The organism is Flavobacterium sp. GSP27, assembly GCF_003970395.1.
Taxonomy (GTDB): Bacteria; Bacteroidota; Bacteroidia; order Flavobacteriales; family Flavobacteriaceae; genus Flavobacterium.
This window is the reverse complement of sequence record NZ_RYDP01000015.1, coordinates 64,577-90,702: the sequence shown is the minus strand read 5'-3', so window position 1 is coordinate 90,702 and position 26,126 is coordinate 64,577. Positions and strand designations below refer to the sequence as shown.

The window sequence follows — 26,126 nt, the reverse complement described above, 5'->3', positions numbered from 1 at the left end:
TACTTGTCAAAATTTCTTTTAACAGGATTCAAATCTTTGGAAAACAATCTGTTTTGCTTTTTGTCATGTACTTAAAAAAAAATTATAATATAATAACCTGCTTGAAAATTTATTAAAATGACAAAAAAGTCTTCTAATCATACCCAATCATTGAAAATTCCTAAAATTATTTTATTAACCAGTAAATTAATCTCTTTTATTTCACCAAAACTAATTACATTATTTGCAGCTAAACTGTTTACTACACCCATAAAACATAAGATTCCAAAAAGAGAGTTAGAAATGGATCGAAATAGTATACAAAAATTAATTTCAATTCCGGCAATTGGCAAAGAAGTTGTTGTATATGAATATGGAAAAAGTGACAAGAAAATTTTATTAGTTCATGGTTGGTCAGGACGTGGAACTCAATTATTCAAAATAGCGGATGAATTGCTTAAAGCCGGATATTCTACGATCAGTTTTGATGCTCCTGCACATGGAAAATCACCTGGAAAAACGACTATTATGGTCGACTTTATTGATACAATTTTAGAAATAGAGAAGCAATTTGGGCCCTTTGAAGCAGCTATTGGTCATTCATTAGGAGGAATGTCCGTTTTGAACGCCATAAAAAAAGGTTTAAAAGTAAATCATGCCGTAGTGATTGGCAGTGGTGATGTTGTAGAAGATATTATAGATGATTTTGTGGCAAAATTACAATTGAAACCAAGTGTAAGTACTCTTTTGCGTTTGCATTTCGAAAAAAAATACGGAGAAAAAATGAATAGTTATTCTGCTTTTTTGGCTGCAAAAGAAACAGCGATTCCTATTTTAGTAATACATGATAACCTTGATCCTGAAGTTCCCGTAAAGGCTGGAATTCACATTCATAAATATTTAAAAAATGGAGAGTTACTATTAACAGACGGATTAGGACATAGAAAGATTCTAGGCAACCTTAAAGTAATTGAAAAAACAGTTCAATTCATCCAAAATAAATAATTGAAATACAACACTATACAATTAATAAAAAAATAATCATGAAATATCCTTTAGAAAAAACAGAACAAGAATGGAAAGAAAAATTAGGAGCAGAACGGTATAGAATTCTTCGACAAAAAGGAACTGAATACCCACATACTGGAACTTATAACTTACATTACGAAAAAGGAACCTATTGCTGTGGTGCCTGCGGTGAATCTTTGTTCGAAAGCAACTCTAAATTTGATGCCCATTGCGGTTGGCCTTCATTTGACGAATCCATTCCTGGAAAAGTAGAATATATTTCTGATGTAACTCTTGGTATGAAACGCACTGAAATCCTTTGTGCTAATTGTGGCAGCCATTTAGGACACGTTTTTGATGACGGACCTACAAAAACCGGACAACGCTATTGCGTGAATTCTTTATCAGTGGACTTCAAAGAATAGTGATACGGATTTATTTGAAAATTGCAACGGAATGGGATAAAAATTTAGAATCATTATAACAAACAAGTAATAACCATGGTATAATGTCGTATTTTAAAATCAGGATAAAATTATGTAACAATATGATTTAAAGCTGTTTTACTTAAAGTTAATTCTTTTGACTTTACGACTTTTAAACTTTCGACTTACTTATATAGGCAAAAAACATCCGTTGGAGTTAGAGTAGTGCCCAGAATTTGATTAATCCCAGAATCCGAAGACGGAATCAAAGCTGAGAAACAACTCTTGCAAGTTTTACCAAAAGAAATTTGGGGCGAAATTAGGATGGCTATTTCCTTTTGAGGAAGAGAAATTTCTAAGCCTCAGCCCAAATGTCCGGAATAACCGATTAATTCCATTTGTCAGTATTATAAAAAAAATAAAAGGGTAAAAAGTAATTCACCCTTTTACCCTTTTAAATACCTATGAAATATTATAAAAAAGAAGGTTTAAGTCCCGGTTTTATTCTCTTTTTAGATACTTGTTCATACGCATAGCCCAATCCTATTAATTTCCCTTCTGTATACGGCATACCAAAAAATGATAAACCAACGGGTAGATCATAAGCCAGTCCGCAAGGAACTGTAATATGTGGATATCCACTTGCTGCAGCAGGAGAAGTTAAAGAATATCCTCCCCAACGATCTCCGTAGATCATATCAATACTGCAAGCAGGTCCCATGGTGATTCCACAAATAGCGTCTAATTTATTTTCTTTAAAAACTGTATTTAGCACACTTTTACTTCCTTCGAAACTTACGGTTAATGCTTCCAGATATTTTTTGTCCTCTAATCCTTTTTTAGCATTAGAACTTTCTAATGTTTCTTGCTTAAAATACGGCATTGCTTTATCTTCATTAGCAGTATTAAAATCGATAACATCTTTCAAACTTTTTACTTTTGCATTGGCTGTGGCCAAATAGGTATTCAATCCATCTTTAAATTCATATTGTAAAACTTCGAATTCGGCCTGACCCAAAGCATTAATTTTCTCCAAATAGTCAATTTCGATAATAATAGCCCCTTGTTTTTTTAGCAGGTTGACAGCAGCATCTAAAAGTGCATTAATGTATTTATTATTTCCTTGTGGCTTTTTTTCAATACCAATACGCTTGCCTTTCAAAGCATTTTTATCTAAAAAAGTTGTATAATCCTTCTGTGCTTTCCCTTTACTTTCAAGGGTTACAGTATCATCTTGGTCTACAGCAGCAATTACGCCTAATAAAATAGCAGCATCCGTTACGGTTCTGGCCATTGGACCAGCCGTATCTTGTGTTTTTGAAATTGGAATAATCCCAGATCGACTAACCAGACCTACAGTAGGTTTAATCCCTACAACTCCGTTTACCGAAGCTGGACAAACAATAGAACCATCCGTTTCTGTCCCAACAGCAACAACACAAAGATTGGCTGAGACTGCTGCTCCTGAACCAGCACTGGAACCGCACGGATTATGATCTAAAATATAGGGGTTTTTAGTCTGACCGCCTCTACTGCTCCAACCGGAACAGGATTGGGTAGAACGAAAATTAGCCCATTCACTTAAATTTGTTTTTCCAATGATTACTGCGCCGGCTTCTCTGAGTTTTTTAACGACAAAAGCATCTTTTGAAGCACTATTTCCTGCCATTGCCAAAGATCCAGCCGTGGTTAGCATTTTATCAGCTGTGTCTATGTTGTCTTTTATTAAAACGGGGATTCCATGCAAAGGACCTCTGCTTTTACCTGCTTTTAACTCTTTATCCATTGCAAGAGCTATAGCCAATGCATCTGGATTGACTTCGATGACTGAATGCAATTGAGGCCCATTGGTATCAATAGCTTCAATCCGTTTTAAGTATAATTGCACTAATTGTTCTGAAGTATATTTACCAGAAATTAATTTCTCCCTAACACTGCTGATGGTTTCTTCGTCTAGTTCAAAAACGGCATTAAAATCTTCAACAGATACTAAATTTTCGTTCTTTTTGGTACCGGAGGTACAGCCTGTAATCAAAAAAGTAGTTAAACCTGCAGATGCAAGTGTTGCGGTAGTCAAAAAAGATCTTCTTTTCATAGATTGTCAAATAAATATTTATATACTTTTAATTTCGTTAACATTGAACACTGTTTGAAATAGATGCATTCAATTTAACTTCTAAATTAGTTTTTTTTTGATAAAATCAGTTCATTATTAATGAAATAAAAGTTAAAGTTTACAATGGAATAAAATTGGAATAAAAAACTAGAATACTAAAAGCAATAGAGTCAGGCTTAATTGTAGCAATACATTCAATAATTGATTAACTTTGCCAATTAGAATTATATAAAATCAAATTGATATGACAAAGTCTTCACAAGAACAAATGCTGCAAAAAGGAGTTTATACAGGAATCATAGAAAAAGATGAAAACAACAATTTTTTTTGTGGTACCTATCTTCTGGACTATAAAATGGCTCAAAAACACAGTATTGGAGATTGGATTACGATAAAATCAATCATCGAAAATCCGAGTGATATCAGTTATAATAAATATCCGAAAAAATCCAAAAATTTCGATAAAGCAAACAATAAGCCCCAACAATAAAACTTTTTTAGTTTTTATTCCTTAAATATATCGTTTCAAAAGACTTTTTTTTTAAAAATCTATTGGTCTGAAACCAAAAAAATAAAAAAAAGTGTACCTTTGCAAAAAATTTGTCGCTTTTTGAAATTAAATCACATTGATTTTATAGTAAAAGACAAGTAGTTACCTTATTTATGAAAAAAATAGTTGAATACCGAAAACTGCTAAATGTAGACAAAACTGCAGAGCTGAAAGATTTGAAAACGATATATCGTAATGCGATGAAAGAAGCGCATCCTGATAAATTTCAAGGAGATGAAACTGGTTTAAAAGCAGCTGAAGAAAACAGTAAAAAAATTATTGAAGCTTATCATTTCTTAGTGAGTATCAATCCTGAAACTCTAAAACAAAACTTACCGGAATACACTGAAACTATTGCAACTGCAAAAATTACAGATTATAAGTTCGTGGAAGGACGATTGATCATCAATTTTTCAAATGGAAGTGTTTACGAATATATTAGTGTGCCTAAAGCTACTTACGTAAAAATGGTAAATGCTGAATCTCCTGGAAGATTTGCAAAAAGACACATCCTGAATTCCTTTACTTGGAGAAAAACAATCAATCAAGATTAATTTTTTTTAAAGTCCAAAATAAAAAAGCATCCTTCAAAAAAAGGATGTTTTTTTATTTTGGACTTGTCCCGTTCTGAAATAGCAATATACAAACGCCTGCTTGCAAAACCTAAATAACTCGTCTAGAAAGTGTTTTAAATCCCATTTATTCGCTATTTTTTTATAAATCTTAATTGAAAAAAAATTGATTGTCCCAAACAAAACACATCATGATTAAAAGGTTTTATATTCAAAGAAGGAAGTAAAATAACTACTTGTAAAATAAATGCTAAATCCTAATTAAGAATGAAAAATAATAACAAAAATTTAGGTTGTAAAATTATATATCAATTAAAAATTTAAATACTTTTGCACTCTTAACTTAACTAATTAATAATGAAAAAAATAATTTTATTACTTTCGGCTGCTGTTGTTTTACTATCTTGTAGCAAAGTTGGCAAAGATGAATACATTATTTCAGGGACTGCAACAGGAATTGAAAATGGTAAAACAATTATCTTAGAAACACAAGATGCAAATGGCATGGGACTTATTGCTAAGGATACCGTAAAAGTTGAAAACGGTAAATTTGAGATGAAAGGATCTATTACAGAGCCATCGTTTTATACAATCCAATTAGAAGGGGCTCAGGCTAAAATACCTTTCATATTAGAAAATGGAGAAGTAACGATTGCCATAAATAAAGACAGTATTCAAAAATCTAAAGTTTCAGGAACGTATAACAATGATGAATACGCAACCTTCAACGAGGAAATCACTAAAGTTCAAAAGAAACTAATGGATTTCCAAAACAAAAACATGCAAGCAATGGAAGCTGCTCAACAAAGTAAGGACACCATTGTGATCAATAATTTGATGCAGGAATTTTCTAAACTTCAAGAAGAAGTTGGTATTGCTTCAAAAGCAAAGTATTTAGCGTATGCTGAAACACATCCTAAATCTTTTATTTCAGCGCTAATCATCCAAGGAATGTTAAACGATCCTAGTGCTGATGTTGCAAAATCTGAAAAGTTATACAACAGTTTAGAAGAAGCATTGAAAAAAACAAAGCCTGGAATTGCTATCAAAACCAGACTAGCTGAAATGAAAGCACCGGCTGCTGTAGGCGCTACCGCTCCAGCTACTGCTCCAACTACTGATGGTAAATGAAGAGCAGATTTTTCAGGCCCTAATCCTCAAGGGAAAATAATTTCTCTGAAAGAAAGTTTAGGAAAAGTAACAATAGTTGATTTTTGGGCATCATGGTGTGGGCCGTGTCGTCAAGAAAATCCAAATGTTGTGGCCATCTATAAAGAGTTACACAGTAAGGGTCTTAATATTATTGGTGTTTCTTTAGATAAAGATGCCAAAGCCTGGAAAGAAGCCATTGCTAAAGACAAGTTGACCTGGAATCAGGTTTCAAATTTGAAATTTTGGGACGAACCAATTGCTGCTTTGTATAAAGTAGAATCTATACCTGCCACTTTTATCCTGGATGCATCCGGAAATGTTGTGGCTAAAGATTTAAGAGGAGATGCCCTTAGAGCCAAAATAATTGAGCTTTTAGAACAATAAACACCTTATATCGTACAAATAAAAAAAATCTCCCTAGTGGAGATTTTTTTATTTTATTCAATACCAATGCTTTAAAAATAATAGTAAAATTAAGTACTAATATAGTTTGGAAACTTGAAAACAGTTTTTATATTTGCATCCGGTTAGCACAATAAGCACTGCTTATTGAGTCTTGGGGAGATACTCAAGCGGCCAACGAGGGCAGACTGTAAATCTGCTGTGTAAACTTCGCAGGTTCGAATCCTGCTCTCCCCACAAAACTCTTCAAGCGATTGAAGAGTTTTTTTTTACATACTACTGTTGTAAATTAATCCAAAAAAATCTTAGCAAATTGATATTTTGAACGGAATTTTTTAATACTTGCAGCTTCTTCTATTCTAAAATAAAACTTACCGTTACATTAGCCGTAATGTTGATTTCGCCTACCGCCATCGTTTCTCTTGAAACTCTAGTATCGCTCATTTCCATTTTCATGGCAGCATACATTGGTTGTGGGCTATAATTTTGTGAATTATCTGATATGATCATGGCACGTCCTACTTTTTGTCCTAATACTGAAACATAATCTTCTGCTTTTAATTTAGCCTCTTTCATCGCTAATTTTCTAGCCTCAGATTGATATTGGGCCAACTTAGAAGATTCAAACACAACAGTATCAATTCTATTAATCCCTTCGTCAACTAAACCTTCCATCAATTCATCATATTTTGATAAATCCTTCAATACAATTTCGATTGTTTGTGTTGCATTATAGCTGTGTTTCTTTTTTTCGTAATCGTATTGTGGGTTCAACGAAACACGTTGCGTTTTATAATCTGCAGGAGCCAAGTTCATTTTTTTGATGAACTTAAGCACAGCTTCAATCTTTTGATCATTTTGCTTTTTGACGTCTTTGGCATTATTCCCTTTTGTTTCAACAGTCACCGTTATACTTGCTTGATCCGGAACAACCTTTACTTTTCCTTCGCCACTTACGCTTATTTGAGGAACTTGTTTGATTTCTTGCCCGTAGGACACTGAAATAAATAAAATAGACAAGATTAATAGTGCTTTTTTCATTTTTTTATCATTTAATTGTTTGTGTTAACTTCTTTTCAAAAGTTGTGCCATTATAATTTTCCCATTTTTGCCATTACGAACAGGATAATTATAGGAATGGCTAATAAAACTGCCATTAAAGCATGATCCACTAATAACTGTGGCTCGTTGACAAGTGTAATCAAATAACCGCCAACAGCGCCTCCAAAATGGGCGGTATGACCTATATTATCATTCTTAGCTTTCATTCCGTAGATTGAATACAATAAATAAAGGATTCCAAAGATATAAGCAGGCATTGGGATAATAAAGAAGATTCCCAACATCATGTCTGGCTGTAACAATATGGCCGAATATAAAACCCCAGTTACGGCTCCAGAAGCACCTACAGCTCTATACCCGTAATCATTTTTATGAAACAATACCGTCAATAAACTTCCAAAAATTAAACTTCCAAAATACACCAGTATAAATGAAAAACTCCCTAAATAACTGATGACTACCGGTGCAAAAAACCACAGTGTCAGCATATTAAAAATCAAATGAGTCATATCTGCGTGAAGAAAACCAGACGATAACAACCGTATTTGTTCGCCTGCACGAATACTTCCAATATGGAATTCATATTTTCTAAAAAAAGAAAGGTCATTAAAACCTTTGTAACTAATCAAAACATTTACAACAATTATTGCTATTAAAATGGTATTCATAAAGTATGTTTATTGTGAATTGTAAAGATAGTCTTTCTCAAATACCATCTTGTATGCGGTCCAAATTTATATCAATCTATATTTTTGCCTTATATTTGTCAAAAAAATTACGGCATGCAATTTCTTATTTACATCTTAATCATTCCCTTTTTGTGGGTCATTTCTATTCTTCCTTTTCGGATTTTATACTGGTTTTCGGATTGTATCTATTTGATTGTATATTATATTATAGGGTATCGAAAAAAAACAGTTAGAGAAAATTTAGCCCTTACTTTTCCTAATCTGAGTTTCAAGGAGCGTCTTATTATCGAAAAAAAATCCTATCACCATTTGTGTGATATGTTCCTGGAAATGATAAAAACCATGACTATTTCAGCTGCTGAAATGAACCGACGATTTGTAATAACAAATATTGAACTGGTTAAAGAATATGAGGATAAAGGGAAAAGCACTGTATTATTAGCCTCCCATTATGCAAGTTGGGAATGGTTATTATCTGTAAATGAAAAAACAATATTTAAAGGAATAGGCGTTTATAAAAAAATTGCCAATAAATACTTTGATAAATTACTACGAGATATTCGATCCAAATACAATGCAGAATTAGTCGAAACAAAAAGAGCGATCCCGTTGATGGCAGAAAATCAACAAAAAGAAATATTATTCATGTATGGCTTAGCCAGCGACCAATCCCCAAAACTAGATCGAGCCTTTCACTGGGATACATTTATGGGCATTGAAGTTCCAGTGCATACCGGAGCTGAAATGCTGGCCAAACGATACGATCTCAATGTCCTTTTTGTAAAAGTAAAAAAAGTAAAAAGAGGATTTTATGAAGCTACTTTTGTCCCTATAACAGATGATCCAAAATCCATTCCCGATTTTGAAATCACCAATACTTTTTTACGGGAAGTAGAAAAACAAATTCTGGAAGCTCCTGAATATTATTTTTGGACGCATAAACGATGGAAACACAGACGGTAGTAATTCGTATTCAGAAAAAAATCACACATTAGAAACAATAGCGTTTATGATATGTGATTTTTTTAGTTTCTTAAAACAGCAACTTCTATAAAGAAAACCAGTTTTTTACCAATTCATCTTCTAAATGGCGTGTATTTTTATTTATAAACTCATTTGTAGCCGAATTATAATCATAATCCAAAGCCCAAATTTTATGCTTTTCAGCCAATGCTTTTATTGCGTTACACACAAATTCAATTTCGGCATTTGTAGTTGTAGGATGAATAGACATTCTGATCCAACCTGGTTTTCTGATTAAATCCCCCAAAGTAATTTCGTCAATTAATTTGTGTGAGGTTTCCTGATCCACATGCAATAAAAAATGTCCGTATGTTCCGGCACAACTACACCCGCCACGGGTTTGTATTCCAAATTTATCATTCAATAACTTTACCCCTAAATTAAAATGTAATTCTTCTATAAAAAAAGAAATAACCCCTAACCTGTCGTGATGCTGCCCTGCAAGGATTTTAATATTAGAAACCGCTCCTATCTCTGAGAAAATATAATCCACAATTTCATGCTCTCTCTTCAAGATATTCTCAATTCCCATTTGCTCTTTCAATTGAACCGCCAGTGCAATTTTTATAACCTGAAGAAAACCAGGAGTTCCTCCATCTTCTCTATCTTCAATATTATCAATATACTTGTGCTCTCCCCAAGGATTGGTCCAGCTTACCGTTCCTCCTCCAGGATTATCAGGTATTAAATTTTGATATAGCTTTTTATTAAAAATTAACACCCCGGAGGTTCCAGGTCCTCCCAAAAATTTATGAGGCGAAAAAAAAATGGCATCCAATTGACTTTCAATGTCTTCCGGATGCATATCAATTTTTACATATGGTCCAGAACAAGCAAAATCAACAAAACAAAGTCCGTTGTTTTGATGCATTCTTTTTGCCACTTCATGATACGGTGTTTTAATTCCCGTTACGTTTGAACAAGAAGTTATTGACGCTATTTTGAAAGGTCGCTCTTTGTACTTTTTCAATGCTATTTCTAAATTCTCCATACTGAACAATCCGTCTTCAGTAGAGGGAATTACTACAACATCAGCAATAGTTTCTAGCCAAGACGTTTGATTGGAATGGTGTTCCATGTGAGAAATAAAAACAACTGGTCTTTTTTCGGGTGGGATGGTAATAAAATCTTTCAGGTTTTCGGGTACTTTCAAACCTAGAATTCGTTGAAATTTATTGACTACACCTGTCATTCCTGTTCCATCAGTAATCAAAATATCATCACTGCCGGCATGCACATGGTGTTTGATAATATGGCGCGCTTGATGGTATGCTTTAGTCATGGCAGTTCCCGAAACGGTAGTTTCAGTATGAGTATTGGCTACAAAAGGGCCAAAATCATTCATTAATTTTTCTTCAATAGGACGATACAAACGACCACTGGCGGTCCAATCCGTGTATATAATTTTTTTTGGTCCGTAAGGTGACTCAAATTCTTGATCAATTCCAATTATATTTTTACGAAACTGTTGAAAATATTGTTCTAATTGGGTGGGTACTTCTTTAGTTATCATAGAATTCCTGATTTGAGTTCAAAGGTATTATTTTTTTGCAGAAAAAATATTTTCAGTTTATGGAAAGTGGATTCTAGTGTTTTTAATCTTCTCTTAAATGTAAAGTAGCTGACAAAGTTTAATTTACATTCCTTATACATTTGAATAATCAATAACCAATCCTGATTATGAAAAAAATTTTTATACTCCCACTATTTATTTTACTGCTCTCCTGCGAAGTGGAAGGAGATTTGACGCGTGATCCAGCTATACAAGCCTCACTTCCTGAAAATAGTACATCTGCATTTACTGGAGATTTTATGCCTACATCAGGCATTAAGGTTTCAGGTTCAGCCAAAGTGTATTTGAATACCAATCAAAATGAAGTACGCTTGGACAATTTTAGTATTTCCAATGGCCCGGATTTAAAAGTATATTTATCTAAAACCGCTGCCCCTTCAGATTTTGTGAATTTAGGAAATTTAACCTCGTCAACAGTATATGCAATTCCTCCTCAAGTAAATATTAGTGATTATAAATATGTGCTGATTCATTGTCAGCAATACAGTCATCTTTTTGCAGTAGCGCAATTGTCTCAAAATTAAATTTATATCCATGAAAAAAACAATAATAATTGTACTCGTTGGGCTGTTTTCAGGCTTTAGTTCTTATTCTCAAGGATGCAGTGACGCAGGGATTTGTTCGATAGGAAACAGCTTTCAAAACTCAAAAACTGATTTCAAAAACGGTATAGAAATAGGAAATATTTTTGGCACCGGGGAAGCAGATCTAACTTATTTTTCATCCTATCTTACCTATACCAGAACAATAAACGAACGCTTTTCACTCAGTTCTAAAATCACTTATTCTGTAGCAAACGGCAGTTTTGGACAACGTGGTGCTTTTGGTGATGGCTATTTCATAGGCAACTATAACTGGAAAACTAAAACTACCGCAAAATGGAGCACTCTTATGGGTTTTAAAATACCTTTTACGAGTTCCAATCTAAAAATAAATGAATTTTCGCTTCCGTTAGACTACCAATCCAGTCTGGGAACTTTTGACCTTATTTTGGGTTTGAATCTTACTTATAAAAAATGGGATTTCAATACCGGGATACAGATTCCTGTTTTTAATAACAACAGAAACTCTTATTTTAAGGAGTTTTCAGACACGGATGATTTCCCGTCTACTAATTTATTTGAAAGAAAATCAGATGCTTTATTTAGAACTACCTACACCATTCAGCCCGCTAATACTAAATTTACCTTCAAACCTAATGTATTATTTCTTTATCATTTAGGCGAGGATAGTTTTGAAAATGCTTTTGGAAAAAGAGAAACCATACAAAATTCTGATGGACTCACCATCAATGGAAATTTGATTGGTTCTTATGCTATTGATGCTAAAAATAGTATCGAATTATCATTGGCTGCCCCTTTTGTAATTCGGGAAGTAAGACCCGATGGACTTACAAGAGGTTTTACCGCCGGACTCATCTACAAAGTTTTGTTCTAAAAACAGTTGTAGTAAAGCCCTTTTCGTGAAATTTATTCAGAGTAAAATAAACAAAAAATGCCCAATATCTATTGGGCATTTCAACTGTTTTTTTTAATTATAAATCAAATCCTAACGAAAACTGCAGTACTCGATTTTGTGCTTTTCCTTCCTCATAGATATCGCCCTTGCCTAAGTGATAGCGTACTCCTAAACTTATTCCGGAATCCGTTTTAAAACCTGCTCCAAAATTGACTCCCCAGTCAAAATTATTAGGTTCAAATTCTTGATTGGTATCAAATAAACTAAACCCACTGTTAAACTCCTCTCTGTGAGAAACAGCCAATCCAATTTGAGGCCCTACTTCTAAAAAGAAATTTCTAGAAGGATAGGCTTTAAGCATCAATGGCAGGTTGATATAATTTAGCTTTTGTGTAAATGTACCGCTACTATTCGTAATTATATATCCTTGTTGGGAATACAACAATTCTGGCTGAACAGAAAAACTATTGCTTATAAACGACTCTCCATAAACCCCCACATGAAAGCTATGACGTTGAGCTGTTTCAGCATTTCCGTCAAATTGTACTGAGGATAAACTATACCCTCCTTTTATTCCTCCAAAGGATTTATTATTCGAGTTGTTTTGGGCATTCACAGCGAGGGTCATACCAAAAAGCATTACGAGTATTAATTTTTGTTTTTTCATCGATAAGTGTTTTTTAATGTATTCTATTATTTTCCCCCGTTAGCTCTAAGATCTGCAATACATTGTGCATCTAATTGTGGTGCTGTACCTCCAGAGACCATCTCTCCAATACCACTGCCTGTTTCTGCAGACCAAAACATTAAACACGTTTTTATATTACAATGCTTTGGGTGTTCCCCATCTTCATGATTGCTTTGCAATGCCGTTCCTAAGTTTGTTAAGCCAAAAATATGTCCAAATTCGTGGGTGATGATAGTTGTTTCTAATACGCTTCTGTTGGGTTTAAAAGGGCTGTTGCTTAACCCATGAATTGTTTGTTCATAAATAACAAATGAAGTATTTCTATACGCCGTTCCTAAAACAACTCCGGAGCTTGTATTTCTAGCTGATTCTCCATCTGCAAAAAAGGCCCAAACGGCAATTTCATTTGAGGTATTGTATTTTGTTCGGTTTGTTTCTTCAATTGCTACAATTTCCTCATTGGTATACGGAGAAGTCCCTGGTGACGGGATCGATCTCAATACAATATTAATCCCATTGGGCTTATGTGTTCGTGCTTCCAGAAAAGCTACAAAATTATTTATTGCTATACTTGTTGGCTGAAAACCAGCAACATAAACCACTTCAATAACCATACTTTTAAACTTTTTATCTGATAATAAATCGTTTGCAGAACTACCTGTGGACTGTTTATTTGTAATGGGATTAACAGTCTCAATTCCTTCTGTTACATCATTTTCTTTTGAACAGGATACCAATAAGACAAAACCTACGCACAGGATTACAAGTACTTTTTTCATTATTATCTATTTATATTAAAGTTTATTATTAAAAAACAGCTGCCTAAAAAGACAACTGTTTTTTGAGAATTTCAAAAAAATTAAACCCAACTTAAAAGTCTACTTTATATTTGTTTCAATACTAACGTCGCCGCTGCATTAGTTGAACTTTGTAATGATATCGTTGTTGCATTAAAAGAAGTTACTTTCCAATCATTATTCAACAAGCTGAAAGAAGCGTTACTTGTAAAATTTAATTTAAGAAAGACTTCTATTTGTGAGCTTACAGCGTACGTACCATTTACAGTTGTATTTAAATTATTTACCGCTTTTACACTCCAATCATTTGCAAAATCTATTGTAAAATCTTTGTAATTAGTTGCTGAATTTACTCCAGAACTTACAAATGATTCTACTTTGAATTTGCCGTTTACCATAATCGTTTCTAATTTTTTTGAATTTTGAGCTGCTTCGTCTTTAGTTGCTTCTGTTTTAAGAGACGCCACAATAGTAGCTTGCAATTCTGCATCACTAGAAATTGTAGTTTTTGAACCATCACTGGTTGTAACTGACATTGGATAATTTACTGAAAACAATTCCGTACTACTAATATTAGTCATATACGTATATAATTGCTGTTCGGATGTGATAACAACGCTTCCCGTTTGTTGTACACTTAAATTATAGGTCAAAATAGTAATTGGAAAACTAATCTTTACTGACGAAATAGCATTCTGACCAGATGATTGTGCGGAGGAACAAGCATTAATTATAGCATTATACTCTGTTTGGTTACTTACATTAACCTCTGTATAATTGCTTAATTTAACTTTTAAAGGAAATTGTAATACTACAGAATCCTGATCATTATTATACTGTCCAAGGATAGAAATGACTTGTTGATAATTGACTTGGCTAAAAAGAGTAACCTGCGTTCCATTTACTCTAGCTGAAGCTGGCAGGATAATAGAAGAACAAGAGGTGCCGTCTAAAAAATCATCCGATGATCCGTCATACATAGAAGTACGTTTCAGATTGTTTGCTGTAGTTGAGTTTGCCGCATTTGTATTTGGGTTTTGTCCTTGCTCGTTATCCACTTCACTTTGACAAGATGCAAATCCGAATAGAGTCATTAATGCTATTCCAGTAATCGTTTTTAATTTTTTCATAACGTTCAAATTTAATATATTTTTGTTTGTAGAGGCGCTGTTTTTGACGCCTTTCTTTTAGTAAGACAACTACGTTCCGTTTTACCCTATTTTATTTTTAAAAAAAATATAAATTTTTATTAAAAAATTCATAAATAACTATATAACAGTACTATACGATTTTATATTTTTTTTAAGTAAAAATCAATTCGAATTAACCTGACTGCTTTTTGAAAAAAAAATTACATTTACAATCTACAAAAAATGAATCCCTTTTAAATGGACGACCAAAAGAGTACACTTTGCGAAGAAAAACACTTTAGAGACTTTTACTTAAAGCAAGTACAATCAGCAACTAATTTTGCCTATTATAAATGTGGTAATACTGATACTGCTTTAGATTTAGTTCAAGATGCTTTTACTAAAATTTGGGAGAATTGTGCCAAAATTGATTTCAGTAAAGTAAAAACTTATTTATTTACAACGATATCAAATTTATTTCTAAATACTATAAAACACCACAAAGTAGTATTGCAGTATGCGAAAGAAACACCAAATTTAGACACCAATAATCAAAATCCAGAATATTTATTTGAAGAAGAAGAATTCAAACAAAAACTTACTAAAGCAATTGCATCCTTAAGTGAAGCGCAACGAGAAGTATTTTTGATGAATCGAATCGATGGCAAAAAGTACCGAGAAATAGCTGAAATACTCGACATTTCTCAAAAAACCGTAGAAAAAAGAATGTCGGCAGCACTGCAACTTTTAAAATCCCAGATAGAAAACCTATAAATAACCATTTTACCGTAGGGTAATTTAAAAGTTAGTTGTCTAATAAACATAGCGATATTAAAATGAAAAACGAAAAAGAAATATTAAAATGGTTAGACGATGCGCTTTCAAGTACAGAAATTGAGGATTTAAAACAATCTGATAGCTTGCAAACACTTGATAAAATTGCTTATTATGCCTCTAAAATGGAAGCTCCACAAGTAGATGCTCAGGAAGCTTTTGCAGCATTTACAGCTAGAAATCAGTCTAAAAAGGAAACAAAAGTCAGAACCCTAAATTTTAAAACAGGGTTTAAAGTAGCTGCAGTTTTAGTGGTTTTATTGACGTCGTCTTATTTTTTGTTTTTTAATAACATTCAGACATTTGAGACCCAAATAGCACAAACAAAAACCTTTAACCTTCCTGATGATTCTGAAGTAATCTTAAATTCTGATTCAAAAATAACTTTTAACGACAAAAAATGGGATGATCAAAGAAATTTAACTTTAGACGGAGAAGCCTTTTTTAAAGTCAAAAAAGGACAAACTTTTAGTGTGCGAACAGATGCCGGAATTATTACTGTCTTAGGAACACAATTTAATGTAAAAAAACGGAACAAATATTTTGAAGTAAATTGCTATGAAGGCTTAGTTAGCGTGTCCTACAAAAATCAAATCGTTAAATTGCCTCCTGGCAAAACATTCCGAATTATAAATGATGCCATAGAAGGTGTTCAAGACTTAAATGCAAAAAACCCTTCGTGGATTCAAGAAGAATCTAGTTTTGACCGTGTTCCTCTTAATCAGGTTATTGCAGAACTGGAGCGTCAATATGATCTAAAAATTAAAACACGAAATCTGGATACAACTAAATTATTTACAGGTAGTTTTACACATAAAGATCAAAATATAGCCCTTCAGGCGATTACAATTCCGCTTAAATTAAGTTATAAAATGGAAGGCAAAACCGTTATATTTTATAATTATGATGAAAAATAAAGGGCTGATTTTGCTATTACTTTGTTTTGGAAGCTTGTGTTACGGACAAAATTCTCCAAAAAAAATTCCACTAACGGCTCTTATCCTTTCTATAGAGAAACAATTTAATATTAAATTTTCGTATGCTGTAGAAGATGTAGTCGCTGTTTCAATAGAAAAACCTGAAACTACACTCACATTACCTCAGGTTATAGATTATCTTAATGCTAAAACAGTACTGAATTTTAAAGTTTTAGACAAGCGGTACATTACCGTTTCGGTTATCAATAAAACGATAGCTGTTTGCGGGACTGTCTTTGACCAGGAAAATAAGAGGCCACTTTCCGGTGCTTCCGTACTGGTAAAGAATACTTCCAGAAGCACCGTTACAACTGAAAAGGGTATCTTTAAATTACAAAACATACCTCTGAATTCAACAATTACGCTCTCGTATTTAGGATATGAAATTAAAGAGATTCCTGCAAAAGAACTGTTTTTATCCGGTACTAATTGTCTGGAAATCACTCTTACAGCAAAAAGCGAAACGCTGAACCAAGTGTTAATTAATGTATATTTGACCCCTGGTTTGCAAAAGTTTTTAGACGGCAGTACCGTTTTAAACACAAAAAAATTCGGGATTCTTCCTGGACTTATTGAACCTGATATTTTACAATCCATACAAATACTTCCCGGAATTGAAAGTACCAATGAAAGCATTGCAAACATCAATGTTCGTGGTGGTACTAACGATCAGAACCTGGTCATTTGGGATAATATCAAAATGTACCATTCCGGTCATTTCTTCGGATTGATTTCTGCCTATAATCCAAATCTTACCGAAAAAGTGACTGTCAGCAAAAACGGAACGAGTGCGGAGTACAGTGATGGAGTTTCCAGCACCATAAACATGCAAACCAAAGACGTAGTGACGAACAAATTTTCCGGTGGAGCCGGTGTCAATCTCATCAGTGCCGATGCTTTTCTTGCCATTCCGTTAGCTAAGGATCTGGAACTTCACCTTTCAGGTCGCCGTTCTATTACGGATCTTTTCAATACACCAACTTATAACAATTATTTTGAAAGAAGTTTTCAGGACAGCGAAATCAATGCCGATAGCTCAGACAAGAATACTAATTCTGATTTTTACTTTTACGATTTTACCGCCAAATTACTTTTTGATTTAAATGAAAAACATCAGTTTAGAGCCAATATTATTGGAATAAATAATGCTTTGGCCTATTCTGAGAGCAACGCTAATACGAACAATACTGAAACAAAAGCAAGTACACTTTCTCAAAATAATATTGGTTACGGCGGAAACTGGAAAGCACAATGGACCTCAAAATGGAGTACCAACCTGATTACCTATTTTTCAAAATACAATATCGACGCCACTGATTATAGGATAGAAACTGACCAACGACTCACAGAAACCAATGAAGTTCTGGAAACTGGCGTGAAACTAAATACCCATTATAAAGTAAATAAGCACCTAAGCCTTTTATCCGGGTACCAGTTTAATGAAACAGGAATGTTAAACGAAACTACCGTTAGCGCTCCGTCATATAAACGAACTAAAAAGGATGTGCTGTTAAATCATTCCCTATTTTCGGAAGCGGAATACAACAATGCAAACACTTATTTAAGAGTTGGTATGCGTATAAATTATTTTCAAAAATTTAATAAATTTTTGATTGAACCAAGAATAAATATCCGACAAAAATTATCAACTACTTTTGCTCTGAAACTAGAAGGAGAATTTAAAAATCAAACTACTGCACAAATAATTGATTTTGAAGATGATTTTCTTGGTGTTGAAAAAAGACGTTGGGTTTTAGTAAACAATCAAGATATCCCGATTGCAACAAGTAAACAAGGCTCTTTTGGAATAGAATTCAACCAAAAAAAATTAAATATTGAGCTTACTGGATTTTATAAATTGGTAGAGGGCATAACGGCTTCTAATCAGGGTTTCTATAATAGTTTTCAGTTTATTAATGCCAACGGCAGCTATACAGCAAAAGGAATTGAGTTTCTAGCCAATAAAACAGCTCGTAAATATAGTGCTTGGTTCAGTTACACCTATAGCATAAACGATTATGAATTTGCTGTTTTTACGCCTTCTGTCTTTCCTAATAATGCGGATATAAGACATTCTTTTTCTATTGGGTTTTATTATGATATAATCAAAAATCTAAAAGTATCTGTTGGTGGAGTATGGCGAAACGGGCAACCGTATACAAAACCCATTCCAGGAAATGAAACCATACAAGACGGAAATGCCACAATGGTCAACTACGATTCCCCCAACAATGAAAATTTAGATAATTTCATGCGTTTAGACGCTTCCTTACAGTATAATTTCAACCTGTCTGAATCAATTAAAGCTTCGTTTACAGCCGGTGTAATCAATGCTTCCAATCAGGACAATGTCATCAATCGCTATTACAAAGTCAATCCAAATGATACTAATGATGCCATTCAAGTAGACAATAAGTCACTTGGCTTAACGCCAAATATAAGTTTCAGAGTAAATTTTTAAGGATTATTTTATTACCACCTAAGGTAGATTATATTGCTTTATTTATAATGTGCTGATAGAAAAATTTAATCGAAATTACCATAAAAAATAGTGCATTAAAATGACCGAAAATAATTCAAGAAAACAACAAGCTAAATTACTCCGGATTTTTAGAAAATTACACAGAACAACTGGCGCTTTTTTATTCCTATTTTTCTTTATTGTTTCCGTGACAGGACTATTATTAGGTTGGAAAAAAAATAGTGGCGGACTACTGCAATCAAAATCTTATCAAGGTACTTCGGTGCAATTTAAAGACTGGCTTCCTATTGATAGTTTGCATAAAAATGCTTGCAAAATTGTACATGATTCAATTTCAGCAGATAGTACTTTAGAACTAGAGCGCATTGAAATAAAAAAAGATAAAGGAATGGTGAAATTTATTTTTGCTGAGAATTATTGGGGAATTCAACTAGACGGAGCAACAGGGAAATTATTGCATATTGAAAGACGAAGATCTGATATTATTGAAAAAATACACGATGGATCAATTGTTGACGATTACTTCAAAACGGGTAGTGGTTTCTTCAAATTATTTTACACAACCGTCATGGGATTTGCACTTTTACTGTTTACAATCACAGGATTCTGGCTTTGGTATGGACCAAAGAGGATGAAACGAAAATCATAAAGTGGTAATTCAAATAAATAACACTTCATTATTTTCTCTATTATTGCATAAATAATCATAATTATTCCTCTGCAATGTCATCTGCAAAGAAGACTAAAATAAAAGTTTACGCTTTAATTTAGTCCCAAGGACGGATCAAAAAAGCCTGTTTAATAATTCAAACAGGCTATTTGTCAGTATTTATTTTAGATTTCTAAGATATTCCAGCCACTGCTTTTATTTCATCAATAATTCGAAGTGCCAAAGCATCTGCTTTCTCTTGTGAAGCAGCTTCGGTATAAATACGAATTATAGGCTCCGTATTCGATTTTCTTAGGTGAACCCAATTTTCAGCAAAGTCAATTTTTACACCGTCAATGGTTGTAATATCTTCATTTTTATATTTTTCCGTCATGGCAACAAGAATCGCATCTACATCAATTTGTGGCGTCAATTCGATTTTGTTTTTGCTCATATAATATTCCGGATACGAAGCACGCAAAGCCGAAACTGTCATTTTTTTGTTAGCCAAATGCGTTAAAAACAGCGCTACTCCCACTAAACTATCACGACCGTAATGCAGTTCCGGATAAATGATTCCGCCATTTCCTTCACCACCTATTACAGCATTATTCTTTTTCATCAACTCGACTACATTTACCTCACCCACCGCACTGGCTTCATAGCTTCCGTTATGCAAATTAGTTACATCACGCAACGCACGGGAAGACGACATATTCGAAACCGTATTCCCTGGTGTTTTACTCAATACATAATCGGCGCAAGCCACCAAAGTATATTCTTCACCAAACATCTCTCCGTCTTCACAAATGAAAGCCAAACGATCCACATCAGGATCTACCACGATTCCTAAATCTGCTTTTTCTTTGACAACCAATTCTGAAATATCGGTCAAATGTTCTTTCAACGGTTCGGGATTGTGAGGAAAATGACCATTTGGTTCACAGTATAACTCGACTACTTCAACGCCCATTAATTCCAATAATCTTGGAATAATAATTCCTCCAGAAGAATTTACACCATCCACAACCACTTTAAATTTAGCTGCTTTTACTGCATCAACATCTACCAAAGGTAAATTCAACACTTCATCAATATGAATATCCATGTAGGCGTCGTTAATCATAATTTCTCCCAAATTATCCACATCTGAGAAATCGAAAGCTTCCGTTTCAGCAATTTCAAGAATTTTCAAGCCTTCTTCTCCATTCAGGAATTCTCCTTTTTCATTCAATAATTTCAAGGCATTCCATTGTTTTGGATTGTGAGAAGCGGTAAGGATAATGCCACCTTCAGCTTTTTCTAACGGAACAGCAACTTCAACCGTTGGCGTTGTTGATAGACCTAAATCAATCACGTCAATTCCTAAACCAATTAAAGTATTTACCACCAAATTGTGAATCATTGGTCCCGAAATACGGGCGTCACGACCTACAACAACAGTGATTTTTTCCTTCCCGATATATTTTTTTAACCAAGTTCCGTACGCCGCGGCAAATTTAACCGCATCAACAGGTGTCAGGTTATCCCCTACTTTACCGCCTATTGTCCCACGTATTCCCGATATTGATTTTATTAAAGTCATTGATTATTATTTTAAATTTTGAATTATAAATTTTAAATTGCTCACAAATATAATAATTGACGCTTTATAAAAGTCATTTAGAATTCAAAATTAACCATTTAAATTCCTAAATTAGGCGAATGAATTTTCTAGCACACATCTATCTTTCCGGTGATAATGATTTAATCAAAATTGGCAATTTCATGGCCGATGGAATTCGGGGAAAACATTTTGAAAGCTTTCCTTTAGAAATTCAAAAAGGAATTGTTCTGCATCGTGCCATTGACACTTTTACTGATGCACATCTTGTTTTTAGAAAAAGTACCAAACGCCTGCATGAGCATTATCATCATTATGCAGGTGTAATTGTTGATGTTTTTTACGACCATTTTTTGGCTAAAAACTGGACGAAGTATTCCGATGAAAAACTAGAGGACTTTGTGATACGATTTTACCAATCCTTGTATTATAATTATGAGATGTTGTCAGAACGAACCAAAGGACTAATGCCTACCATGATGAAAGAAAATTGGCTGGTGAGTTATCAAACGGTTGAAGGAATTGAGCATATTTTGACTCAAATGGACCATCGCACCAAAAATGAATCTAAAATGCGGTTTGCTACCAATGAGCTTTCAGAATTTTATTCGGAATTTGAAAAGGAGTTCACGGAATTCTTTGAAGAATTGAACGCTTTTGCAAAACAAAAAAGAATTGATTAATGATTTTTTTTACCACATAGAAACATAAGTTTGTTTTTTGTAGAGACAGATTAGAAAATAATTTTCAAACATAAGTAATAACCATGGTATAATGTCGTATTTTAAAATCAGGATAAAATCATGTAACAATCTAATTTAAAGTTATTTTACTTAAAGTTAATTCTTTTGACTTTACGACTTTTAAACTTTCGACTTACTTAGTAGTATTACAAAGACAATATTATATTTAAATCAACAACGCTTTAAGAAGATTAATAATTCGAAAGGACTAAAAGGATGATTACACAAAAATATCTAAATGAATTAAGCTTTCAAATTATTGGGGCAGCAATAGAAGTTCATAAAATCATGGGTAGAGGTTTATTAGAAAGCGTCTATCACCAATGTATGAAAGAGGAATTACGGGTGCGGAATATTAATTTTATTTCAGAGCTTAAAATACCTGTCATTTACAAAGGCAAAATCATGGAATCTGATTTTAGATGTGATTTGCTAGTTGAAAACTTAATTGTTATTGAGTTTAAAGCCGTCTCAGAAATACATCCTGCTTTTGAAGCAAAACTTTTGAATCATATGAAATTATTAAAATCACCAAAAGGTGTTTTGATAAATTTTAATTGTTATAATATTTTCAAAGAGGGGCAAAAGACTTTCGTTAATGAATTTTATAAAATTTTACCAACAGAGTAACTAAATCCGTCTATGAAATCTATTTTTAAGCGAAGTTTTTTTACACACAAACTAAAATTCTATGTCTCTATGTGGTCAAACCATTTAAAGTATTACAATATAAAACAACCAAAACAATACACCTAAAACCAAAATATATTATACAATGAAAAAAATACTATTCCTACTTGCCTTTGCCGTTTTAGGTTGCAAATCAAATGAAAAAACAGTCGAACCAACAGGTTTAGTGACTTCTAAAGCGATGGTCGTTTCCGCTCGTGAAGAAGCGTCGCAAATTGGAGTTGAAATCATGAAAAAAGGCGGTAATGCTTTTGATGCTATGGTTGCCATGGAACTGGCTTTGGCGGTTTCACATCCTCAGGCGGGAAATATTGGTGGTGGCGGTTTCATGGTTTTCAGAAAAGCCAATGGTGAAACAGGCGCTATCGATTACAGAGAAAAAGCACCTTTGGCAGCATCTAAAGATATGTTTCTAGACAAAAAAGGAAATGTAATTGAAGGAAAAAGTACTGCGACTGCTTTGGCATCTGGAATTCCGGGTACCATTGCAGGAATATTTGAAGTACACAAAAAATATGGCTCTTTACCCATCAGTGAAATTCTCAAACCTGTAATTGCTTTGGCAGAAAGAGGTGTTATTGTCACTAAATTTCAAGCCGAAAGTTTAGCGTATCACAGAGCCTCCTTTATAAAAAGTAATGGTAAGAACAGTTTGTTTTCTAAAGTATATAAAGAAAATGATACTATAAAATACATCGCTTTGGCAGCAACATTAAAACGAATTGCTAAAAACGGACGAGATGAATTTTACAAAGGAGAAACTGCTCAAAAGTTAGTTGCTTTTCTTGCTGAAAAAGGTGGAAATACCACCATTGAAGATTTTAATAGTTATAAAGCCAAGTGGCGAACTCCAATTACTTTTCAATATAAAAATTTAAAAATCACCTCGATGTCGCCTCCCAGCAGTGGTGGAATTTGTTTGAATCAAATCATGAAAATGATTGAGCCCTTCAACCTCTCGCAAATGGGACACAACAGCCTAAAAACGATTCAAGTCATTACTGAAGCAGAACGAAGAGCCTATGCGGACAGGAATTATTTCTTGGGTGATCCTGATTTTGTAAAACTTCCGGTAAAAGAATTAGTAAGTCCATCCTATTTAGAAAAAAGAATGGCTGATTTTTCATTTGATAAAGCTTCTAAATCTTCGGATATTGCCCACGGAGCAATCAAGGGATATGAAAGCAACCAAACCACACATTACTCTATTGTTGATGCCGCTGGGAATGCAGTTTCAGCAACAACTACTTTAAATGATAACTATGGTTCTAAAATATATTGTGACGAATTGGGTTTCTTTTTGAATAATCAAATGGATGATTTCAGTGCCAAACCGGGTGTTCCCAACTTATACGGACTCACTGGAAGTGAAGCCAACAGTATTGCTCCCGGAAAAAGAATGTTAAGTTCCATGACACCCACGATTGTCGAAAAAAACGGTACGCTTTTTATGGTTGTAGGTACGCCGGGAGGCTCCACCATTATCACATCGGTGTTACAAACGATATTAAATGTGTATGAATTTGATATGAGCATGCAAGAAGCGGTAAACGCCCCACGTTTTCACCATCAATGGTTACCCGATGAAATTACTTTTGAACCCAATTCATTCGATACAGAATTATTGAATAATCTGAAGAAAAAAAGCTATTTAATCAATGAAAAAAACAAAGAAATCATTGGTGAAGTTGATGCAATTTTGGTTTTGCCAAATGGAAAATTAGAAGGTGGCGCAGACAAAAGAGGTGATAATAAAGCCGTTGGTTTTTAAATTTATACATTCAAATGAAAAAAATTAGTATTCTACTATGTATGCTTTCTATTGGGTGTAAAACCCAAAATATAATGGTTCAGCCCACAGGATTGGTTGCTGATAAAGCAATGGTCGTTTCGGCACGGGTAGAAGCGTCCAAAATTGGAGTTGAAATCATGCGAAAAGGGGGTAATGCTTTTGATGCGATGGTGGCAACCGAATTGGCTTTGGCAGTAGCCTACCCTTTTGCAGGAAATCTTGGCGGTGGCGGTTTTATGGTGTACCGAAAAGCGAACGGTGAAATTGGTTCGTTAGATTACCGTGAAAAAGCGCCGATAGCAGCCACGAAAAACATGTTTCTGGACGAAAAAGGAAATGTCATAAAAGGAAAAAGTACTGAGTCTCCGCTGGCTATTGGAGTTCCCGGAACAATTGCCGGTGTTTTTGCAGTTCATGAAAAACTAGGTTCATTACCGATTGCAGACATCCTGAAACCTGTAATTGCATTAGCCGAAAAAGGGGTTATTGTTACCAAAAAACAAGAAGACCGACTAGCTGCTTATCGAGATAGAATTATAAAAGTAAATGGGAACAAAACGTTATTTGCAACTGCTTTCAAAGAAAATGATGTAATACAATATCCTGCGCTGGCAGCTACGTTGAAAAGGATTTCAAAAAATGGCAGAGCTGAATTTTACAAAGGGAAAACTGCTGAAATATTAGTGAAATACCTTCAAGAAAAAGGAGCTATCATCACCTTAGAAGATCTGGCTCAATACGAAGCCAAATGGAGGACGCCACTCACTTTTGATTACAAGGATTTAAAGATAATCTCGATGCCTCCACCCAGCAGTGGCGGAATATGTCTAGCTGAAATATTCAAAATGATAGCGCCTTTCGACCTGGCTAAAATGGGACATAACTCAACCGAAGCCATTCAAGTTATTGTTGAAGCCGAAAGAAGGGCTTACGCAGACAGAAGTTATTATCTGGGCGATCCTGATTTTGTAAAAATTCCTTTAAAAGCCTTAATGACAGATGCGTATTTGAAACAAAGAATGTCGAATTTTAGTTTTGAAAAAGCCACCTTATCATCGGATATAAAAGAAGGAAAAGTAAATTATAATGAGAGTACAGAAACTACTCATTATTCTATTGTAGATCAGTTTGGGAATGCTGTTTCGGCAACAACAACATTAAACGACGGTTACGGGTCTAAATACTATTGTGATGAATTGGGATTTTTCCTCAACAACGAAATGGATGATTTCAGTGCCAAACCAGGTGTGCCTAATATGTTTGGATTGGTAGGAAATGAAGCTAATAGTATTGCGCCACAAAAACGAATGCTGAGTTCCATGACGCCAACAATTGTGGAGAGAAACGGCAAATTATTCATGGTTGTGGGTTCTCCCGGAGGCTCGACAATTATTACATCCGTATTGCAAACGATTTTAAATGTTTCTGAGTATAATTTCAGCATGCAACAAGCAGTAAACGCACCTCGTTTTCATCATCAATGGTTACCGGATTTAATCACTTTTGAGCCTAATACTTTCGATGCTAAAACTTTTGAAACCTTAAAGTCCCGAGGATACATCATCAATGAAAAAACAACACCTGTAATAGGAAAAGTAGATGCGATTTTGGTTTTACCAACTAAAAAATTAGAGGGTGGTGCTGATTTTAGAGGTGACGATACAGCGGTTGGATTTTAGTCCGTCGATTGTGCTCGGAATGATGACAAATTTACTTTTTTATGAAATTTACA

At 34.0% G+C, this 26,126-nt stretch carries 24 protein-coding genes, 1 tRNA gene and 1 pseudogene; 18 read left to right on the top strand and 8 right to left on the bottom strand.

The genetic code is table 11. The annotated features are described in order from the left end of the window. Positions 1 to 117 precede the first annotated feature (117 nt). Positions 118 to 984: an alpha/beta fold hydrolase gene (locus EKM05_RS12660; protein WP_126555815.1), complete on the top strand. Its 867-nt coding sequence runs from the start codon at positions 118 to 120 to the stop codon at positions 982 to 984. Positions 985 to 1,022: 38 nt separating this feature from the next. Beyond that, positions 1,023 to 1,412 (top strand): peptide-methionine (R)-S-oxide reductase MsrB, encoded by a 390-nt coding sequence (msrB, locus tag EKM05_RS12655; protein WP_126514806.1) that lies wholly within the window; start codon positions 1,023 to 1,025, stop codon positions 1,410 to 1,412. A gap of 472 nt (positions 1,413 to 1,884) precedes the next feature. Here msrB and EKM05_RS12645 read toward each other — a convergent pair whose 3' ends face one another. Next, positions 1,885 to 3,507, bottom strand: a complete 1,623-nt coding sequence (locus EKM05_RS12645; protein ID WP_126451437.1) for an amidase — start codon at positions 3,505 to 3,507, stop codon at positions 1,885 to 1,887. A 265-nt stretch (positions 3,508 to 3,772) separates the two neighbouring features. Here EKM05_RS12645 and EKM05_RS12640 point away from each other — a divergent pair, with 265 nt between their 5' ends. The 5 genes and pseudogenes from EKM05_RS12640 (at position 3,773) to EKM05_RS12620 (ending at position 6,441) form a co-directional block, all read left to right on the top strand. After that, positions 3,773 to 4,018 carry a hypothetical protein gene (locus EKM05_RS12640; RefSeq protein ID WP_126451436.1) on the top strand — a complete coding sequence of 82 codons (246 nt, stop codon included), beginning with the start codon at positions 3,773 to 3,775 and terminating at the stop codon, positions 4,016 to 4,018. 173 nt (positions 4,019 to 4,191) lie between these two features. Continuing rightward, positions 4,192 to 4,632 (top strand): KTSC domain-containing protein, encoded by a 441-nt coding sequence (locus EKM05_RS12635; protein ID WP_126451435.1) that lies wholly within the window; start codon positions 4,192 to 4,194, stop codon positions 4,630 to 4,632. A gap of 375 nt (positions 4,633 to 5,007) precedes the next feature. Then, on the top strand, positions 5,008 to 5,781 hold the full coding sequence (locus EKM05_RS12630) for a DUF4369 domain-containing protein (protein ID WP_126555812.1): 774 nt from the start codon (positions 5,008 to 5,010) through the stop codon (positions 5,779 to 5,781). 18 nt (positions 5,782 to 5,799) lie between these two features. Beyond that, a pseudogene (locus EKM05_RS12625) lies at positions 5,800 to 6,186 on the top strand (TlpA family protein disulfide reductase); the annotation flags it as partial. A 174-nt stretch (positions 6,187 to 6,360) separates the two neighbouring features. Further along, positions 6,361 to 6,441: transfer RNA gene (locus EKM05_RS12620), tRNA-Tyr, on the top strand. Between the two features lie 117 nt (positions 6,442 to 6,558). On the opposite strand, the gene EKM05_RS12615 is transcribed toward EKM05_RS12620, so the two are convergent. Both EKM05_RS12615 and EKM05_RS12610 read right to left on the bottom strand, forming a co-directional pair. Next, positions 6,559 to 7,245: an SIMPL domain-containing protein gene (locus EKM05_RS12615; RefSeq protein ID WP_126459784.1), complete on the bottom strand. Its 687-nt coding sequence runs from the start codon at positions 7,243 to 7,245 to the stop codon at positions 6,559 to 6,561. A 50-nt stretch (positions 7,246 to 7,295) separates the two neighbouring features. After that, positions 7,296 to 7,934, bottom strand: coding sequence for a rhomboid family intramembrane serine protease (locus EKM05_RS12610; protein WP_126459787.1), 639 nt, complete (start codon positions 7,932 to 7,934; stop codon positions 7,296 to 7,298). A 114-nt stretch (positions 7,935 to 8,048) separates the two neighbouring features. On the opposite strand from EKM05_RS12610, the gene EKM05_RS12605 reads away from it, so the two are divergent. Then, positions 8,049 to 8,918, top strand: a complete 870-nt coding sequence (locus EKM05_RS12605; protein WP_126555806.1) for a lysophospholipid acyltransferase family protein — start codon at positions 8,049 to 8,051, stop codon at positions 8,916 to 8,918. An 85-nt stretch (positions 8,919 to 9,003) separates the two neighbouring features. Here the strand turns inward: EKM05_RS12605 and EKM05_RS12600 are convergent, their stop codons facing one another. After that, positions 9,004 to 10,491 (bottom strand): aminotransferase class V-fold PLP-dependent enzyme, encoded by a 1,488-nt coding sequence (locus EKM05_RS12600; RefSeq protein WP_126555803.1) that lies wholly within the window; start codon positions 10,489 to 10,491, stop codon positions 9,004 to 9,006. Positions 10,492 to 10,658: 167 nt separating this feature from the next. Here EKM05_RS12600 and EKM05_RS12595 point away from each other — a divergent pair, with 167 nt between their 5' ends. Together EKM05_RS12595 and EKM05_RS12590 are read left to right on the top strand one after the other, a co-directional pair. Then, positions 10,659 to 11,075, top strand: a complete 417-nt coding sequence (locus EKM05_RS12595; RefSeq protein WP_126555800.1) for a DM13 domain-containing protein — start codon at positions 10,659 to 10,661, stop codon at positions 11,073 to 11,075. A 10-nt stretch (positions 11,076 to 11,085) separates the two neighbouring features. Beyond that, complete coding sequence (locus tag EKM05_RS12590; RefSeq protein WP_126555797.1) at positions 11,086 to 11,988, top strand: hypothetical protein; 903 nt, start codon at positions 11,086 to 11,088, stop codon at positions 11,986 to 11,988. Between the two features lie 97 nt (positions 11,989 to 12,085). Here EKM05_RS12590 and EKM05_RS12585 read toward each other — a convergent pair whose 3' ends face one another. The 3 genes from EKM05_RS12585 to EKM05_RS12575 all read right to left on the bottom strand — a co-directional run bounded on the left by EKM05_RS12585 (position 12,086) and on the right by EKM05_RS12575 (position 14,624). Continuing rightward, positions 12,086 to 12,676 carry a porin family protein gene (locus EKM05_RS12585; protein ID WP_126459801.1) on the bottom strand — a complete coding sequence of 197 codons (591 nt, stop codon included), beginning with the start codon at positions 12,674 to 12,676 and terminating at the stop codon, positions 12,086 to 12,088. Positions 12,677 to 12,702: 26 nt separating this feature from the next. Further along, positions 12,703 to 13,476, bottom strand: a complete 774-nt coding sequence (locus EKM05_RS12580; RefSeq protein WP_126555794.1) for a membrane metalloprotease — start codon at positions 13,474 to 13,476, stop codon at positions 12,703 to 12,705. Positions 13,477 to 13,580: 104 nt separating this feature from the next. Beyond that, positions 13,581 to 14,624 carry a hypothetical protein gene (locus EKM05_RS12575; protein ID WP_126555792.1) on the bottom strand — a complete coding sequence of 348 codons (1,044 nt, stop codon included), beginning with the start codon at positions 14,622 to 14,624 and terminating at the stop codon, positions 13,581 to 13,583. 258 nt (positions 14,625 to 14,882) lie between these two features. Between EKM05_RS12575 and EKM05_RS12570 the strand changes: the two genes are divergently transcribed. From EKM05_RS12570 to EKM05_RS12555, 4 genes are all read left to right on the top strand, one after another. Then, positions 14,883 to 15,398: an RNA polymerase sigma factor gene (locus EKM05_RS12570; RefSeq protein ID WP_126459810.1), complete on the top strand. Its 516-nt coding sequence runs from the start codon at positions 14,883 to 14,885 to the stop codon at positions 15,396 to 15,398. Between the two features lie 62 nt (positions 15,399 to 15,460). Then, positions 15,461 to 16,375 (top strand): FecR family protein, encoded by a 915-nt coding sequence (locus EKM05_RS12565; RefSeq protein WP_126555789.1) that lies wholly within the window; start codon positions 15,461 to 15,463, stop codon positions 16,373 to 16,375. After that, positions 16,362 to 18,896 carry a TonB-dependent receptor gene (locus EKM05_RS12560; protein ID WP_126555786.1) on the top strand — a complete coding sequence of 845 codons (2,535 nt, stop codon included), beginning with the start codon at positions 16,362 to 16,364 and terminating at the stop codon, positions 18,894 to 18,896. Before EKM05_RS12565 ends, EKM05_RS12560 begins: the two co-directional genes overlap by 14 nt. Before the next feature lie 100 nt (positions 18,897 to 18,996). Further along, complete coding sequence (locus EKM05_RS12555) at positions 18,997 to 19,566, top strand: PepSY-associated TM helix domain-containing protein (RefSeq protein ID WP_126555785.1); 570 nt, start codon at positions 18,997 to 18,999, stop codon at positions 19,564 to 19,566. 193 nt (positions 19,567 to 19,759) lie between these two features. On the opposite strand, the gene glmM is transcribed toward EKM05_RS12555, so the two are convergent. Next, the gene (gene glmM / locus EKM05_RS12550) at positions 19,760 to 21,151 is read right to left on the bottom strand and encodes a phosphoglucosamine mutase (RefSeq protein WP_126555782.1); all 1,392 of its coding nucleotides are present in this window, start codon (positions 21,149 to 21,151) and stop codon (positions 19,760 to 19,762) included. Between the two features lie 119 nt (positions 21,152 to 21,270). On the opposite strand from glmM, the gene EKM05_RS12545 reads away from it, so the two are divergent. The 4 genes from EKM05_RS12545 to ggt (EKM05_RS12530) all read left to right on the top strand — a co-directional run bounded on the left by EKM05_RS12545 (position 21,271) and on the right by ggt (EKM05_RS12530) (position 26,073). Next, entirely contained in the window at positions 21,271 to 21,852 is a 582-nt protein-coding gene (locus EKM05_RS12545; RefSeq protein ID WP_126459824.1) for an ACP phosphodiesterase, read from the top strand. A 276-nt stretch (positions 21,853 to 22,128) separates the two neighbouring features. Beyond that, on the top strand, positions 22,129 to 22,542 hold the full coding sequence (locus tag EKM05_RS12540; RefSeq protein ID WP_126454889.1) for a GxxExxY protein: 414 nt from the start codon (positions 22,129 to 22,131) through the stop codon (positions 22,540 to 22,542). A 145-nt stretch (positions 22,543 to 22,687) separates the two neighbouring features. Beyond that, positions 22,688 to 24,373, top strand: a complete 1,686-nt coding sequence (ggt, locus tag EKM05_RS12535; protein WP_126555779.1) for a gamma-glutamyltransferase — start codon at positions 22,688 to 22,690, stop codon at positions 24,371 to 24,373. Between the two features lie 14 nt (positions 24,374 to 24,387). Further along, positions 24,388 to 26,073, top strand: coding sequence for a gamma-glutamyltransferase (gene ggt, locus EKM05_RS12530; protein WP_126555776.1), 1,686 nt, complete (start codon positions 24,388 to 24,390; stop codon positions 26,071 to 26,073). Positions 26,074 to 26,126: the final 53 nt, after the last annotated feature.